11 protein-coding genes are annotated in these 16,986 nt (G+C 37.8%); 4 read left to right on the top strand and 7 right to left on the bottom strand.

Annotation, left to right across the window (positions count from 1 at the left end; all coding sequences use genetic code 11):
* The first annotated feature begins 216 nt into the window (after positions 1–216).
* Positions 217–723, top strand: coding sequence for a DUF3087 family protein (locus tag BTO11_RS09210; RefSeq protein WP_105052333.1), 507 nt, complete (start codon positions 217–219; stop codon positions 721–723).
* Positions 724–782: 59 nt separating this feature from the next.
* Positions 783–1,457, top strand: a complete 675-nt coding sequence (locus BTO11_RS09205; RefSeq protein ID WP_105052332.1) for a nitroreductase family protein — start codon at positions 783–785, stop codon at positions 1,455–1,457.
* 121 nt (positions 1,458–1,578) lie between these two features.
* Here BTO11_RS09205 and BTO11_RS09200 read toward each other — a convergent pair whose 3' ends face one another.
* Complete coding sequence (locus BTO11_RS09200; RefSeq protein WP_105052331.1) at positions 1,579–2,706, bottom strand: MalY/PatB family protein; 1,128 nt, start codon at positions 2,704–2,706, stop codon at positions 1,579–1,581.
* Positions 2,707–2,958: 252 nt separating this feature from the next.
* Between BTO11_RS09200 and BTO11_RS09195 the strand changes: the two genes are divergently transcribed.
* Complete coding sequence (locus tag BTO11_RS09195) at positions 2,959–3,690, top strand: glutathione peroxidase (RefSeq protein ID WP_105052330.1); 732 nt, start codon at positions 2,959–2,961, stop codon at positions 3,688–3,690.
* A gap of 123 nt (positions 3,691–3,813) precedes the next feature.
* Here BTO11_RS09195 and BTO11_RS09190 read toward each other — a convergent pair whose 3' ends face one another.
* The 3 genes from BTO11_RS09190 to tkt all read right to left on the bottom strand — a co-directional run bounded on the left by BTO11_RS09190 (position 3,814) and on the right by tkt (position 8,212).
* Positions 3,814–4,977 carry a phosphoglycerate kinase gene (locus BTO11_RS09190; RefSeq protein WP_105052329.1) on the bottom strand — a complete coding sequence of 388 codons (1,164 nt, stop codon included), beginning with the start codon at positions 4,975–4,977 and terminating at the stop codon, positions 3,814–3,816.
* 61 nt (positions 4,978–5,038) lie between these two features.
* Complete coding sequence (epd, locus tag BTO11_RS09185) at positions 5,039–6,073, bottom strand: erythrose-4-phosphate dehydrogenase (protein WP_105053718.1); 1,035 nt, start codon at positions 6,071–6,073, stop codon at positions 5,039–5,041.
* Between the two features lie 147 nt (positions 6,074–6,220).
* Complete coding sequence (tkt, locus tag BTO11_RS09180; protein WP_105052328.1) at positions 6,221–8,212, bottom strand: transketolase; 1,992 nt, start codon at positions 8,210–8,212, stop codon at positions 6,221–6,223.
* Positions 8,213–8,506: 294 nt separating this feature from the next.
* On the opposite strand from tkt, the gene BTO11_RS09175 reads away from it, so the two are divergent.
* Complete coding sequence (locus tag BTO11_RS09175) at positions 8,507–8,980, top strand: DM13 domain-containing protein (protein WP_105052327.1); 474 nt, start codon at positions 8,507–8,509, stop codon at positions 8,978–8,980.
* A gap of 76 nt (positions 8,981–9,056) precedes the next feature.
* On the opposite strand, the gene BTO11_RS09170 is transcribed toward BTO11_RS09175, so the two are convergent.
* From BTO11_RS09170 to BTO11_RS09160, 3 genes are all read right to left on the bottom strand, one after another.
* Complete coding sequence (locus BTO11_RS09170; RefSeq protein ID WP_105052326.1) at positions 9,057–11,354, bottom strand: methyl-accepting chemotaxis protein; 2,298 nt, start codon at positions 11,352–11,354, stop codon at positions 9,057–9,059.
* 276 nt (positions 11,355–11,630) lie between these two features.
* On the bottom strand, positions 11,631–13,754 hold the full coding sequence (locus tag BTO11_RS09165) for a M3 family metallopeptidase (protein WP_373295191.1): 2,124 nt from the start codon (positions 13,752–13,754) through the stop codon (positions 11,631–11,633).
* A gap of 368 nt (positions 13,755–14,122) precedes the next feature.
* Positions 14,123–16,924 carry a M16 family metallopeptidase gene (locus BTO11_RS09160; protein WP_105052324.1) on the bottom strand — a complete coding sequence of 934 codons (2,802 nt, stop codon included), beginning with the start codon at positions 16,922–16,924 and terminating at the stop codon, positions 14,123–14,125.
* Positions 16,925–16,986 lie beyond the last annotated feature (62 nt).

Here is a 16,986-nt window from a genome sequence, read left to right as displayed (position 1 = left end):
AACCTATTTTTATTGGTACATTACTTTAACGTAATTATTGTAATGATATTAATACTTTATCGCTAATACTTGTTTTTTCATCGTGTTATATAGCCACTTTACTTATACAAGTAAAAAGTCAGTTAGAGTACTTTAGCAAGATAGCTTAATGTATACTCAGTTCACTTTGATAAGTTAAGTCTAATCACTTATAGCTAACATGTAAAAACTAAGAATATGAAACTACATAATATAGATAAAACCAAATACAGAAAACACCTAAACAAGATCATTATCGCCAGCATAATTGCGCTAATAGTTTTGTCACTTTCAATTTCAAGCTCAATTATTTATCTGGTCAATGATGGTGAAACGTCCCATTTCTGGATAAATCTTTCCGGTGTGGTTATTGCCGTTATCATCATAGCGTCACTACTTTCAAAATATAAAAGCCACCCTTTTATGTATGAAGTTGTTTATGTGTGGGATTTAAAACAGGTTCTTAATCTGATCCATAGAAAAAATAAAAAGATAAATGCAGCAGTAGAGGAAAACGACATTGTTGCCATTCAAATAATGTACTTCTATTACAAAGCTTGTTTTCAATTATACAACTTAGATGACAATACAATTACCATCAGCTCATTAAACAGACAAGCCGAAGAGTTAGATAATAAAATTGAATCGTTAAAGTTAACCATCACAACCGATGACTTTACCCCTGACACTCTGAGCAAATACTAACTTGCATCAACCGTGGTTAAATCGTTATTCTATAAACGATTAAATCACGGAGTACTTAAATGCAAGACCACGACTCAACACCACTAACCGATTATATTGAATACCCAGCAAACGAAATGCTAGCACGCTCTGAACAGTTTTATCTCGATATAAAACGCAGACACAGCATTCGTAGTTTCAGTAACCGTCCCGTTGACCAAGCTATTATAGAGAATTGTATTAAAGCCGCTGGAACCGCGCCAAGTGGAGCTAATCATCAGCCCTGGCATTTTACAGCCATCCACTCTAGTGACGTTAAACGCCAAGTTAGAGAGCAAGCTGAGCAGCATGAACGTGGTTTTTATCAAGGCCGAGCTGGCGAAGAATGGTTGGAAGCATTAAAACCGCTAGGCACAGACTCAAACAAACCTTATTTAGAACACGCACCTTGGTTAATTGCCGTGTTTAGTCAGAAAAAAGGCGGGATAAACGCAGACGACAAAAACACGAACTACTATGTCCATGAATCCGTTGGTATTGCAACTGGATTTTTAATCAACGCATTACACAATGCAGGTTTAGTGACCTTGACCCACACACCGAAACCTATGCATTTTTTATCAAAAATATGCCAACGTCCTGACGAAGATCGCCCGTACATGTTGATCATTGCAGGTTACCCTGCCAACGATGCTACTGTGCCACATCATGCTCAAGTCAAAAAGTCGTTAGAGGATATCGCTACTTTTTTGTAGCCGACTTATATCGTACTTGGATTTCCAGTCTTGTACTTCTGGACTCATTTCTCCGTGATACAAAAAAGCCGTAAATTGTGATGTAACAATGTACGGCTTTTATTTAGCATTGATTTTGCGGTTATTTACTTAAGCGCTCAAATGCTTGCTCTAACATACTACGAGGGCAGCCAAAGTTAATTCGAGTAAACTGCGGCCAACCAAAGTCTTTACCTGGTGACGGCCCTACTCCTTTTGACTCCATGTATTTATGCACGTTATCTACTTGCAAGCCTGATGCATCTATCCAAGCTAAGAACGTCGCTTGAGGTTTTATTATTGAAAGTCCATCTAACTTCTCTATTTGCTCAACCACATAATCTAAGTTGCCTCTTAAATATGCTAGCTGTGCTTGATGCCAATCATCACATTGAGTAAACGCCACTTCGGTAGCAACTAGCCCCATAAAGTTAACCCAAGGCATAATACCTGCGCAGGCTTTAGTAAACTGTGAACGTACTTTAGCATCTGGAATAATCGCAAATGACGTTCCTAGCCCTGCTACATTAAAGGTTTTACTCGCTGCCATTAGCGTGATCGTTTGTGAACCTATGTTCGCTAACTTTCCTGCCGGAATATGCTTTACGCTTTCATCCAAAATCAAGTCACAATGAATTTCGTCAGAGCACAACACTACATTATGTTTTAAGCAGATATCTTCCACTTTAGCCAACTCTTCAGCCGTCATAACCGTGCCGACTGGATTCATTGGATTACACATAATAAACAATTTAGTTTTTGGATCTGCTGCTTGAGCTTCTAATTGTTTGAAGTCTAACGTCCAGCGGCCATCTTCTAACACAGTACCAATTTCTTCACGCACTAAGCCGTTATTCCCTGGAGCGGCAAACATAGGTGGGTAGTTTGGTACTTGGATAAGGACTTTATCTCCAGCTTCACAATATGCTTTACAAGCTACATTAAAAGCAGGCACAACGCCCGGAGTCCAAACAATCCATTCAGGCTTAATTTGCCAGTCGTGTTTGTCGTTTAACCATCTAACCACCGCATCATTAGCCGGCTGATATTCAACAGGTAAATGATAACCATAAACACCATGTTCAACACGTTTATGTAATGCGTCTATTATTGCAGGCGCGCATTTGAATTCTGAATCTGCCACCCAAAGCGGCAAAATATCTTTGCCTTTATAACGTTCCCACTTAAAAGAAAACGTACCTGTTCTATCTACAACTTGATCAAAACTCATAATATGCACCTAGCTAAAAAATCACTTAACACATATAGCCATCTAAACGTCCACAAATCAACAGTTAATTTAGCTAAATTTAATACAGTCAACAATCTACAAATTAATGACACAAAAGTCACTATTTGGTTATTCGATATATAAAAGTGAAGTTAATCGCTTTTACATGTTACAACTATCTATTTTAACAACTTTATTAAATTACTCAGGGGCTTTACTATAATCACATAAACTAAATAAGAGGTTAGTAGAATGTTTAAATCAAATGAAGGTCAAACCATCCCAAATGTAACAATTCCAGTTCGTGCGGATAACGATTGGGCAACAATTAATACAGAGTCGTTATTTAAAGACAAGACAGTTATTGTGTTCTCTTTACCAGGTGCATTTACACCAACATGTAGCTCAACTCACTTACCGCGTTATAACGAATTAGCGGCAACGTTAAATAAAAATGGCGTAGACGAGATTGTTTGTGTTTCGGTAAACGACAGTTTTGTGATGAATGCATGGGCTAAAGATCAAGAAGCTCAAAATATTACTATGTTCCCTGACGGTAATGGTGAGTTCACCGACAAAATGGGCATGTTAGTTGATATGTCGCAAGTGGGCTTTGGTAAGCGTTCATGGAGATATTCCATGTTAGTTAAAAACGGCGTCATTGAAAAAATGTTTATAGAGCCGCAAAAGCCAGGTGACCCGTTTGAAGTTTCTGATGCGGATACTATGTTGGAATACATAAATCCAACAGCTGCAAAACCGCAGGCAATTTCTTTATTCACTAAACCTGACTGCCCATTTTGTGTAGCGGCAAAAGAAATGTTAACCAATGCAGGTTACAGCTTTGAAGAAATTAAATTAGGTAAAGATGCCAGTTTAACCAGCTTAAAAGCGATGACAGGTAAAGAAACGGTTCCTCAAGTCTTTGTTGAAGGTAAACACATTGGCGGCAGTGAAGCACTCGCTGAGTACTTGGAAAAGTAATTAGAAAAGTAACTAGAGACAGTTACAAAAGCTTATGTTGAAATCAAAAAAGCCGTTAATGCCCTGAAGTATTTCAGAGTATTAACGGCTTTTTATTTGTTTATACATTTTATCAGATAATAATTAAGACTTAGCGCGTTGCTCTAGAATTTCAACCGCTGGTAATACTTTACCTTCTACAAACTCTAAGAATGCACCGCCACCTGTAGAGATGTAAGAGATTTTATCCGATAGACCATATTTGTCGATTGCCGCTAACGTATCACCGCCACCAGCTACTGAAAACGCATCACTGTCGGCAATTGCTTGAGCAACGACTTCAGTACCTTTAGAGAAGTTATCAAATTCAAATACTCCACAAGGGCCATTCCATAAAATGGTTTTTGCATCTTTTAAAATATCGGCAAGTGCTTGTGCTGAGTCTGGGCCTAAGTCCATGATCTCTTCATTATCCAATACTTGATCAACTGGTTTAATAGTTGCCACAGCGGTTTCTGAAAACTCAGTACCAACACGTACGTCTGTTACTTCAGGAATGTCTAAGTCAGCCATTAATTTTTGTGCTTGAGGAATTAAGTCTTTTTCATATAAAGATTTACCTACGTTGTAACCACGAGCGGCAACAAAGGTATTTGAGATTCCGCCACCAACAATAAGCTGATCACAAATTTTAGATAACGACTCTAAAACCGTTAACTTAGTTGACACTTTTGAACCACCAACGACCGCCACTAAAGGCCTAGCTGGATTATCTAATGCTTTACCTAATGCTTCTAACTCTGCTGATAATAATGGGCCTGCACACGCGACAGGAGCAAATTTAGCCACACCGTGAGTAGAACCTTGCGCACGGTGAGCCGTACCAAATGCATCCATAACAAATACATCACATAACGCAGCGTATTGCTTTGCTAATTCATCAGTATTTTTCTTCTCGCCAACGTTAAAACGAACGTTTTCAAGAACAACAACTTCGCTGGCTTTTGCTTCAACGCCGTTTAAATAGTCTTTTTCTAAACGAACAGGAACCGGTAATTTACCCGCTAAATAAGTCGCAACGGGCGCTAATGAAAACTCGTCATCGTATTCGCCTTCAACTGGACGACCTAGGTGAGACATAACAAGAACTTTAGCGCCTTTCTCTAGTGCTAATTTTATTGTTGGTAACGCAGAATTAATACGAACCGCTGAGGTCACAGCGCCATCTTTAACCGGTACATTAAGATCTTCACGAATTAAAACCGTTTTACCTTGTAAGTCTAATTCGGCCATTTTTAATACTGACATATTCATTCCTTTTATTTTTTTGAATAAACACTAATACAACTAGCGATTTATAATTTTATTATTAATTTAGGTATTTTTTTAATTCTAATGTTGTATCTATCATTCTGTTGGCAAAGCCCCATTCATTGTCACACCAGGCTAGCACTTTAATTAGTCGCTTATGACTCACTCTAGTTTGATTACCGTCAACAATGGCGGAATGTGGGTCGTGATTAAAATCGACAGAGACTAAAGGCTCTTCTGTGTAAGCCAAGATTCCACTTAAGCCATTGGAGAGTGCTTTGTTAATCGCCTGATTCACTTTTGCGATATCCACGTCAACATTAACATAAACACTTAAGTCCATTGCCGTAACATTAATGGTTGGAACACGGACAGCTATAGCTTCAAAACGTCCGGCAAATTGCGGCATTATGCGTTCAATTCCAGCCGCTAACTTAGTGTCTACCGGAATAATGCTTTGGCTGGCAGCACGGGTTCTGCGTAAATCGGGATGATAAGCATCAATCACTTGTTGGTCGTGCATTGATGAATGAATAGTAGTAATTGTGCCGCTATCGACACCAAAGGCATCATCTAATGCTTTTATTACAGGGACTATACAGTTTGTAGTACAAGAACCATTGGAAATGACATTATCGTCTTGAGTGAGCGACAAATGATTAATACCGTAAATAATAGTAGCATCAATATCGTTATCGCCTGGGTGCGAGAATATAACTTTTTTTGCCCCAGATTTTATATGGGCTTGACCGTCTTCTTGGTTTTTATAAACGCCAGTACAGTCTAATACCACATCAACATTAAGACGTTGCCATGGTAAGTCAGCCAATTTTTTGACTGACAATAATTCTATTTTTCGATTCTCTACCAGTAAGTTTTTATCCGCGTCTAATTTAACGTCAAAACCAAATTTACCATGGGAGGTATCGTACTTTAATAAATGAGCAATGCCTTCAGGCTCCGCAAGTTCATTAATCGCCACAATATTGATTAACGACTGACGGGAGGTTTCATAAACTGCACGTAATACATTACGACCAATACGACCAAAACCATTGATGGCTACATTAATCGGACGAGCTTGTTGAGTCATTGAATTTCCATTATTGGTAATTGTAATGCCAACACCATAACTGGCTTGGCACTGAGCATGTAACATGCAAAAAGCGGGTGTATTATACCCGCTTTTTTTTGTTTCTGCTTTCTCTGTTTATAAAACCAACTAAATCAATTTTAGTGATTATAAACCTTTTACTGTTTTAACAACGTTATCGACAGTAAAGCCGAAATATTCTAGCAATACGTTACCTGGTGCTGATTCACCAAAGGTACTCATGCCAACAACTGCGCCAGAGAAACCTACGTATTTTGCCCAGTAATCTACATGCGCAGCTTCAATTGCAACACGTTTAACCACTGTATTTGGTAGCACTGACTGTTTGTATTCTTCATCTTGTTGGTCGAACAAGTTAGTACAAGGCATAGAGACAACACGGGCTTTTATCCCTTGTTCTGTTAATGCTTTTTGCGAATTAACCGCAAGTTCAACTTCTGAACCAGTCGCGATTAAAATGACATCAGGTGTACCTTCACAATCAACAAGAACGTAACCGCCCTTCTCTATTTGAGCAACTTGTTCCGCAGTTCGAGGATTAGATGGCAAACCTTGACGAGAAAATATTAAGGCTGAAGGCCCATCAGTATATTCAACCGCCGTCTTCCAAGCTATTGCGCTTTCTGTCGCATCAGCTGGACGCCATGTATGCATGTTTGGCGTCATACGTAAGTTAGCAATTTGTTCTATTGGTTGGTGTGTTGGACCATCTTCACCTTGACCGATTGAATCATGGGTATAAACAAATATGTTCTGAATGCCCATAAGTGCTGACATACGAACCGCATTACGTGCGTATTCCATAAACATTAAGAAAGTTGCACCGTAGTTAATGAAACCACCGTGTAATGAAATACCATTCATAATGCCGCTCATACCAAATTCGCGTACACCATAAAATATGTAGTTGCCGGCGGCATCATCTTGAATGCCTTTAGAACCAGACCACAATGTTAGGTTTGAACCAGCTAAGTCAGCAGAGCCTCCTAGTAATTCAGGCAACATAGCGCCAAAAGTTTCAATGGTATTTTGTGATGCTTTACGTGATGCGATTTTCTCGCCTTTATCTTGGCACTCTAGTGCGTATGCATACGCTTTTTCAGAAAAATCTTCTGGTAATTCACCTAAAATGACACGACGTTCAAATTCAGCAGCCAGTTCTGGGTGAGCATTCTTATAAGCAACAAATGTTTCATTCCATTCAGTTTCTAATTCGATGCCGTCTTCTTTTGCATCCCAACCAGCATAAACATCAGCAGGAATTTCAAATGGCGCGTATGGCCAATTTAATAATTCACGCGTTGCTTTAATTTCATCATCACCAAGAGGTGCACCATGACAGTTATGCGTACCTTGTTTATTTGGTGAGCCAAAACCAATAGTGGTTTTACAAATGATCATTGAAGGTTTATCAGTTACTGACTGAGCTTCTTCGATAGCCGCTTTAATCGCTGCTGCATCATGACCGTCTATTGCTTCAACAACATGCCAGCCATACGCTTTAAAACGTGCAGATGTATCTTCTGTGAACCAACCTTCAACTTCACCATCAATACTGATACCGTTGTCATCGTAAAACGTGATCAATTTACCTAGCTTTAATGTACCCGCCAATGAACTTGATTCATGGGAAATACCTTCCATCAAACAACCGTCACCAACAAAACAATAAGTGAAATGATCAACTACATCGTGATCCTTACGGTTAAATTGTGCCGCAAGCGTTTTCTCAGCGATAGCCATACCAACCGCATTAGAAAGACCAGCACCTAAAGGCCCCGTCGTTGTTTCAACACCAGGCGTATAACCATACTCTGGGTGACCCGGAGTTTTTGAATGTAATTGGCGGAAGTTTTTAAGCTCATCAATCGGTAAGTCGTAGCCCGATAAATGCAGTAATGAATAGATCAACATAGATCCATGACCATTAGATAAAACAAAACGATCGCGGTCAGCCCAGCTCGGGTTTGTAGGATTATGTTTTAGAAAATCATTCCATAATACTTCGGCAATATCAGCCATGCCCATTGGAGCTCCTGGGTGTCCAGAGTTGGCTTTTTGTACCGCATCCATACTCAATGCTCTAATCGCGTTCGCTAAGTCTCGTTTTGCTGTCATCATGTGTCCTGAATATTTTTATAATAATAAATTGTACTTTGGGCTATTTGACCTAAAAACGCCAATGAAAGCAATTACTCTAAGTGATTAACTAAGATAAAAATGAAATAACCTAATATTTTTTGATGAAGTTATTAAATTCTGCACAATAATTCTAAGTAATGCTGCAATTTAATCTAGCTTGTTACGGTCTGTTAATCATCTTGCTAGTTTTTCCTTGGTATTACTTCAGTACTTTTTGTGTCACTTATTTAATACCAATTTATTATTTCTTTACAAATTTGGAGTGTTTTTGTGAATTTAAAAAGCTTTTCTATTTTTATGTTAATTAGTCTAATTAGCGCCTGCAGTGATGGCATGTCCGACTCAGAGGATAAAATCTCAGAAGCTTCAGAAGATATGACTACCGAGGAAGTACAATTAAGAGAATGTGCATCTAGCCATGCGATGGTTGGCCAAACAGGTGAGTTAAGTACCTTAAGCCATAGTGTTAGTGGCACAGCAACCATAGTGGATGACTGTACTATTGAGATCACAAACTTTAACTATGATGGCGGTGGTCTCATTGTTCAGGTTTATGCTGGTGTCGATGAAAATTATCACCCACCTGCAGGATTTGCGATAAGTGAAAATATTTTTGGAACTCGTTTTGTAAACCAAACATATACCGTTCAACTACCAACCGATAAAACATTAGATGACTTAAATGGTATTAGTATTTGGTGTTCAGATGTTGGTGTTAGTTTTGGTGATAGTTTGTTTAATTAATTTGCTTATTACTTCTGAAAGTCACCAAGGTATAACTTACCTTGGTGACTCTCATATCGACTTGTATACAAATGTATTAAATAACAAATCTATCCGTATTCATTTTAACATCTTCAGAAACTAAAGAGAGCTCAAGCGCTACGCCATTTATACTCTCAGCACCTTGTTCCATTTGAGCGGTTTTATTTGAAATTTCATTCAAGTTTTGGTTAATAACGGCTATGTTTTGAGTTTGGCTATTTCCCTCTTTCACAATTTCACCATTCATATTCTCTAAACTGAGAATAATCTCTGATAAATCCACTAACGTTTGGCTTACTAACTCAACAAGTTGAATACCACCTTGAGCTGAGACTGTGGCTTTCTCCATAGATACGACTGACTTATTGGTCGAACTCGTTAAATGATCAATTTGAGTTTGAATTGTAATGGTACTTTCTTGAGTTCGTTTAGCTAACGTTCTTACTTCGTCAGCAACGACAGCAAAACCTCTACCGTGTTCCCCTGCTCTTGCAGCCTCAATTGCTGCGTTTAGGGCCAATAAGTTGGTTTGGTCAGCAATAGAATTAATTACGCCTAAAACATCACTAATATCTTGAACATTTGACTGCAACTCTTCTATTGTTTTTTCTGCTATGTCTATTTGTTCAACCAATTGTCTTATATTTTCCGAAGCCAAGTTAGATCTGTCCACATTATCTTTAGCTGACTGTTTGGCATTTTCAGTTGTTTCAAATGCAGTTTCAGCTTGAGACGTAATTTGATTTACCGAAGCAGTAAACTCATTTAGTTCCTGATTAACTTCGTGCAATTTAATTCCCTGCTCAGCTATAACGCCATTATTCTGTTCTGCGTTGACACTTAATTCCGTACCACTGGTTGCGATTCTATTAACCGCATCTTTAATTCCACCAATAACAGTATGTAATTGCTCGACAAATTGATTAAATCCAGCGCTTATCTCGTCAATTTCCGCGATGCCTGATTTACTTACACGGCTTGTTAGATCCGCATCACCTTGTGACAGATCAGCAAAACGTCTCGCAAGAGAATTTAATGGTTTTATAATTGAATTCGCAATCAAAATAGCAATAATTACCGAAGTAACAGCCACAAAAAGTACAACATAAATCGTTGAGGTAATGATCTCACCTTCAAGCTGCTTAACCCCTTGTAGTGCTTCCTCTAAGTCAATCTCCGATAACATAGCCCATTTTAAGCCATGGATATTAAGAGGTGCATAAGCACTTAATACCTCAACACCTCTATAATCCTTAATAATGTCAAAGTTCGTTGTACCATTTATCGCTGCTTTAGCTCCTACAGAGTCAGCTGGTTGCAGTAAAATACTGGTATTGGTTTTATCTATAATATCCGCAGTACTAATTCCGGCTTTTTTAATCGCCGCTATGTACGATGCCTTATCTTCAATAAAAAATCGGCTTTCACTACGTAAAGTTAAATCTTCACCAACTAAATAAATTTCACCACTTTTACCAAAACCAACATCTTCCCATTTCTCTTTTTGTACCATTAAGCTATTAATATGATCCAGAGGCATTTGAAATATAAGAACACCTATTAGTGCATTATTTTCATATATAGGTGAAGACATAAAACTAGCAGGCGCTTCATAGGAAGGTTGATAAGGAGCAAAATCCGTTAGGTATATTTCGCCCTCTGGTAAAGTTAATGCCTTGTTATATGCCTCAGAAATTCCGGTATTATTAAACGGACCATTTTTAAGGCTAGTAGCAAAGTCCAGTTCTTTAAATACACTATAAACAATATGACCATTTTTAGGTTCGGCAATAAACACATCATAAAAACCAAACTCTTGAAGAAATTTCCGAATACTTGGATGATATCGTTGGTGAACACTATCGTAATCAGAACCATCATTAGCTAAGGTTAATCCGTCTTTCCCACCGAGTTCATTTGAATTTTCAGCTATGTAAGTATTTTGTAATGAGCGAGCAATATCAGAGACATCAGAATAAACCTCATTAACATTTGCACTTTTACCTACACGTTTATTATATTCGCCACCAAAGTCTTGTTCATAATATGATTGAAGCGCTGAAGTATTAGTCTGAATAGGGTAATTAAAAAATGCATCGGTAAACGCTGAAGTAGCTTCAACGGTTGAAATGTTACTCGACATAACAACTATCTGTTTTTGAATAATAGAAAAGTAATCTTCTATTTCAGTTGTAACCAGTATTCTTTTTGACGTTAAGCTCTCTTTATATTGGTCAATGGCATCACTTTCCATTTTGGTAAATGCTTGATAAGAAGTTGTTAAATTGGTCAAAATAGCGACTAAAATAGACATGAGTGATATTAATAATATGAGTCTTTGTTTTAAGTTCATTCATTGCCTTAATTTAATGAATTTGTCTTTAATCAAAAAACTATAGTCACATAAATGTATATTTTCCAATATCAACAATGGGGAATCTGAGCTCCAGCCGTAAAAGCAAAAACATCATTACAATAAATTCATAGGTAATACTTATGCAAATACGGTCCAAACATTCACTCACTATATTAAACAATGTAATTTTGTAACTATAATTTACCCATAAAAAAAGCCGACAAATGTCGGCTCTTTTACTTTACTGTTTCATCTTTAAATTGAGCTACTCAATTATTTTTTAGGGATTGGGAATCCACGGTCTCGCATTAAAGCTTCAACCTTAGCGTCTCTGCCTCTAAACATTTTATAAGCTTCAGCTGGATCAATAGAGTTACGTGGAGCAAATAAATGATCAACTAACTTTTTCGCCATTGCTTTGTCGTAGTAGCCACCAGGTGACTCTTCAAAAGCTTCTGCTGCATCAGAGGTTAATACTTCAGCCCACATGTAACCGTAATAACCCGCTGAATAACCTTCGCCAGAGAAGACATGACCAAATTGTGGTGTACGGTGACGCATTACCATTTCTTTTGGCATATTCATTTCAGCTAATGTTTCACGTTCAAACTTGTCGATATCTATGTTTTTAGGATCCATAGTATGTAGTTTTAAATCGATGATAGCAGACGCTAAATATTCAGTAGTTTTAAAACCTTCATTAAACGTGGCCGCTTTTTTGATTTTAGCAACTAAATCTGCAGGAATTGGTTTGCCTGTTTTATTGTGAACAAGGTAATTATCAATCACAGGATCAGTGGTTAACCAACGTTCTAACAGTTGAGATTGGAATTCAGTGTAATCGCGCACACCACCATTTTGGGTAGGGTATTCAACATTTGATGCTAAAAAGTGTAACGCATGGCCAAATTCATGGAATAAGGTTTCTGCGTCAGACCAAGAAATTAACGTTGGCTTACCTGCTTCACCTTTAATAAAGTTTGAGTTATTTGACGCTAATACATTTGTTACACCATCAAAGCTAGTGAAACTACGGTATGTTGTAGCCCAAGCACCAGAACGTTTACCTTTACGAGCATAAGGGTCTAAATACCAAACACCTACATGCTTACCGCTAGATAGTTTAGTGACTTCCCAAACTTTAACTTCAGGATCAAACACTGGCACACTGCCATCTTCAACTGGTGTGAATTTAAAATCGAATAGTTCACCCGCTACATAAAACATAGCTTCACGTAAGTTATCTAATTGTAGATATTGTTTAACTTCATCAGAGTCTAAGTCGTATTTTGCTTTACGAACTTTTTCTGCGTAAAAACGATAATCCCAAGGTGCAATGGTAATATCAGCCCCTTCTTTGTCAGCAATGGCTTGCATATCTGCCACTTCTTCTTCTACCCGAGCTATCGCAGCAGGCCAAACCGCATTCATTAATGCAAATGCATTTTCTGGATTTTTAGCCATTCTGTTTTCTAAACGCCACTGACCATAATTGTCGTAGCCTAATAGCTGAACACGCTCATGGCGTAGTTTTAAAATTTCAGCAATGATTTTATTATTGTCAAATTCATCGCCGTTATCACCACGGCTGTAATAAGTATTCCAAACTTGCTCACGCAGTTCACGTTCTGTTGAGTAAGTTAAAAACGGGTCCATTGATGAACGCGTATTAGTAATAGCATATTGATCTTCTTTGCCTAAACTAACCGCCGCATTTTTCGCTGCAGTTACAACAGACTCTGGTAACCCACCAATTTGTTCTTTAGTTAAATAGGTAACGTAGTTTTCTTCATCGGCTAAAATGTTATTGCCAAATTGAGTGTGAATTTCTGATAACTTAAGATTAATTTCAGCATAACGCTTTTGATCGTCATCATTTAACAATGCACCGCTGCGAACAAAACCTTGATAACTTTCTTTAACCATTTTTTGTTGGTCTTTACGTAAAGTTTTCATTTCTTCACTTTCGTAAACCGCTTTAATACGTTCAAACAAGCCTTTGTTTTGATTTACTTTTGAACGAAACTCAGAAAGTTTTGGACCTAAGTCTTTAGCTACTTCACGTACCTCTGGTGACGATTTATTTGAACGCCAAATACCGTAGTATGCATAGATTCGGTTTAGGTCTGAACCAGCTCGTTCTAATTCTACAATGGTATTTTCGAATGTTGCAGGTTCCGGGTTATTAACAACTGCGTCTATTTCCGCCAGGTTATTACTGATTGCAATATCAAATGCTGGCTTTAAGTCGTCTAATTTTACTGTATCGAATGCAGGTACTCCTTCGAAAGGCCCCTGCCATTTTGCTAGCACAGTATTTTTAGTTTGCGCTTGCTCCATTTTACGGGTGGCTTCTGTATCAACATTTGATTGACCACAAGCGGTTAATCCTGTCATTAGCGCTAATGACAAAGCAATCGTTATTTTATTTTTCATTATGTTCCCAGTGTTTTATACAAAGAGGTTAATACAAAGCCTTTGTTTCAAAGAGCTTTATACAATTATTATTATTTGTAACATCTAACCAGACTGTTAGATGTTGGGCAAGTCTTATCAAGACAAACGGCAAGTTTGCCGCGACAGCAGCTCAATTGGCTATTAACTCACCTTTATACCTTATGTAGCTTTATATCTTATGTGCCTTTACACCTTATGTGCCCTTACTTTATAAATATTCCCCTTATAAACAAAAAAACGCGATGATAATATCATCGCGTTTTATTTAATTTATAAGCTAAATCAATATATTAACTTAATAAAGAAACTTATTTTTCAGCTGATTTGGCAAAATCCCCAGCTGTAAATATATTAAGTTCTTTTGTTGCTATGTACTTGTTAAATGCTGCATTTACTTCATCTAACGTTAGCGCATTCATTTTTTCAACATACTGTGTGTACCATGTTAAGTCACGGTTAAGCTGTTGATTGTCAGCTAATAAACCAGCGATTGTGCCATCGTTAGACCATGAAACACGTAAGCTTTTTATTTCACCAGCAATTGCATCAGTCACTTCAGCTTGAGTGAAACCATCGTTCACTACTTTTGCTACTTCTTCTTTATAAGCCACAACTACTTTTTTCATATTTTCAGGCGCTGCAATAGCACGCATATAAAATAAGCCGTACGGTTCATTAAAGTCTAGTTGCAAGCCTGAACCCGTGCCATAGCTGTACCCTTCTTTAACACGGATACGCTGCATTAATCGAGAAGCAAAGCCACTACCACCGAATATAGCGTTAGCAACTGACGCTGCATGATAATCCGAGTCTTGTTTATTTAATTTAACTCTATGTCCAATAAACAAGGTTGAGTTTGCTTTATCAGGCGTTTCTATCCAGCTATCAACACCTTTAACATCTTTCATCGCATCTTTCATTTCAACATAATCAGCCGAACCTTTAAGGTCTGAGAAAAGTTGTTCTAACTGAGTAGATAACGCTTTAGGATCAACATCACCAACCACACCAATATGCCCATTAGCTACTGACATATGTGCTTTATGTAGTTTTTGTAAACGTTTACGAGTGACTTTATTTAGTGAAGCTATTTGCTGATCTAATGTTTTGAATGCTAAAGGATGCCCTTTAGGGTGGCCATTTATTGATTCACTCAGTGTTGCAAGTGCAATTGACGCAGGTTCATTTCTATTTGACTCTAAACCAGTAACAGATGCATTTCTGTCAATATCAATTTCAGACTCTTCAAACAATGGCGTCGCTAACATTTCATGTACAAACGCTAACGTTGCATCTAACTGTGGTTTAACCGCTTTAATACTTACGCTTATATTACCTACTGTATTAGTACTAATATTTACAGACGCTTTTAACTCATCTAGTTTAGATGCTATCTGTTCTTTAGAGTATTTAGCATTGCCGCTGTATAATAAGCCGCCCATCAGTTTAAAGTCTTGCTCATAGCCTTTAAGTGAATCCACGTTGCCGGTAGGCAATGTCATCTCGATTCTAACTTCACCACCACGTAACTTCTTAGGGTAAACGCTTAACGTTGTACCAGCAGACCAGTTAAACTCTTGTAAACGCGCGGTAATGTTCTCAACGTTATTATCATATACTTCACCAGACTCAATGGCTTCACGTCCTTTATACGTTGCTAGGATTTCAGTGATGTCTTTAGCTGGTGTGATCTCGGCTCTTACCGGTTCTTTTGTTGGAATAAAACGACCTAAAGTACGATTACTCTCAACTAAGTACTGCTCTGCAACACGTTGTACATCTTCTACTGTTACTTTTTCTACTAAGTCACGGAAGAAGAATATATAACGGTAATCGCCCATAGCGATGAATTCTGATAATTCCATGCCTACTGACGTTACGTTACGTAAACCATCTTCAGTTTCTTTTAAAATTGAAACTTTAGCTTGCTCAACTTCTGAGTCGGATATTTTCTTGGTTTTAATGTCTTCAGCTAATGCTAATAATGCAGTTTCCATTCCTTTAATATCTTTGCCTTTAAAACCTTGAGCAATAATAGTGAATGAAGATGGATCTTTAGTTAAGTAAGAGTAAGCGCCAGTTCCTGATGCAACTCCAGGTTCTACTAGCATTTTCTGCATACGACCACGGGCGTTATCAGATAATAATTGAACTAATACTTGAAGAGCAGGAGTGTCTTCATGAAGTGCTGAAGGTACATGGTATTGAGCAGCGATAACTGGAACTTCACCAGTACGACGTAAGTTAATAATACGTTCGCCATCTTGAGTCGGCTCAACTGTGTATAATTTTTCAATTTCAGTTGCCGGTTTTGCTAACATACCGAAAGTACTTTCGATAATGGCTAAGGTTTTGTCTTTATCAAAACGACCTGCAATCGTTAATACTGCATTATCAGGACGATAGTGTTTATCGTAAAACTTACGTAATTTTGAAAACGGGAAGTTTTCTACATCTGAACGCGCACCAATAGTTGAGTTTGCGTAGTTGTGCCATAAATATGCCATTGAACTCATACGAGCGCTTAGCATTCTAAACGGGCTGTTTTCGCCACGCTCCATTTCGTTACGTACCACGGTCATTTCGCTATCTAACTCAGTTTTAGAGAAAGTTGCGTTAACCATACGGTCTGCTTCCATCGCTAATGCCCAAGCTAGATTTTCTTCATTAGATTCAAACAATTCAAAGTAGTTAGTTCTGTCTAACCAAGTTGAAGCATTTACACGCATTCCGCGTTTATTAAACTCTTTATCTATTTCTTTATAGTTTGTAGAGCCTTTAAATAACATGTGCTCTAACAAATGAGCCATGCCGGTTTCACCATAATTCTCATGGATTGAACCAACACGATAAGTAATATTTACTAACGTTTTTGGCTGTGCTGGATCTGGGTAAAATAATACCTTCATTCCGTTAGAAAGCGTGTATTCGTCAATGCCCTCTACGTTACGAACATAAGTAATTTCGGCTGCACTGCTTGCTAATTTAGAATTCACATTCGATTCTGGTTGATCGTTTGAGCATGCGGATAAGGTTAATAGCGCCAATGAAGACAACAAAGCTTTAGTCATACTAAACTTTGTTGTTGTGATACGAGAAATAATCGTCATTCGTTAAGTTCCTGTTTACGTTTTTATTTTTGCAGACCATTTATAAAGTATCGGCTCTAATA

It is taken from the genome of Psychrosphaera saromensis, assembly GCF_002954545.1.
Classification (GTDB): Bacteria; Pseudomonadota; Gammaproteobacteria; order Enterobacterales; family Alteromonadaceae; genus Psychrosphaera; species Psychrosphaera saromensis.
The sequence above is the reverse complement of the archived record's forward strand: the minus strand, read 5'-3'. Positions and strand labels throughout refer to the sequence as shown.

Excerpts from the sequence above, each read along its gene's own strand:
- BTO11_RS09205 (WP_105052332.1), top strand. The coding sequence starts at position 783 with ATGCAAGACCACGACTCAACACCACTAACCGATTATATTGAATACCCA.
- BTO11_RS09195 (WP_105052330.1), top strand. The coding sequence starts at position 2,959 with ATGTTTAAATCAAATGAAGGTCAAACCATCCCAAATGTAACAATTCCA.
- BTO11_RS09210 (WP_105052333.1), top strand. The coding sequence starts at position 217 with ATGAAACTACATAATATAGATAAAACCAAATACAGAAAACACCTAAAC.
- BTO11_RS09160 (WP_105052324.1), bottom strand. The coding sequence starts at position 16,924 with ATGACGATTATTTCTCGTATCACAACAACAAAGTTTAGTATGACTAAA.
- epd (WP_105053718.1), bottom strand. The coding sequence starts at position 6,073 with ATGACTCAACAAGCTCGTCCGATTAATGTAGCCATCAATGGTTTTGGT.
- tkt (WP_105052328.1), bottom strand. The coding sequence starts at position 8,212 with ATGACAGCAAAACGAGACTTAGCGAACGCGATTAGAGCATTGAGTATG.
- BTO11_RS09165 (WP_373295191.1), bottom strand. The coding sequence starts at position 13,754 with ATGACAGGATTAACCGCTTGTGGTCAATCAAATGTTGATACAGAAGCC.
- BTO11_RS09190 (WP_105052329.1), bottom strand. The coding sequence starts at position 4,977 with ATGTCAGTATTAAAAATGGCCGAATTAGACTTACAAGGTAAAACGGTT.
- BTO11_RS09170 (WP_105052326.1), bottom strand. The coding sequence starts at position 11,354 with ATGAACTTAAAACAAAGACTCATATTATTAATATCACTCATGTCTATT.
- BTO11_RS09200 (WP_105052331.1), bottom strand. The coding sequence starts at position 2,706 with ATGAGTTTTGATCAAGTTGTAGATAGAACAGGTACGTTTTCTTTTAAG.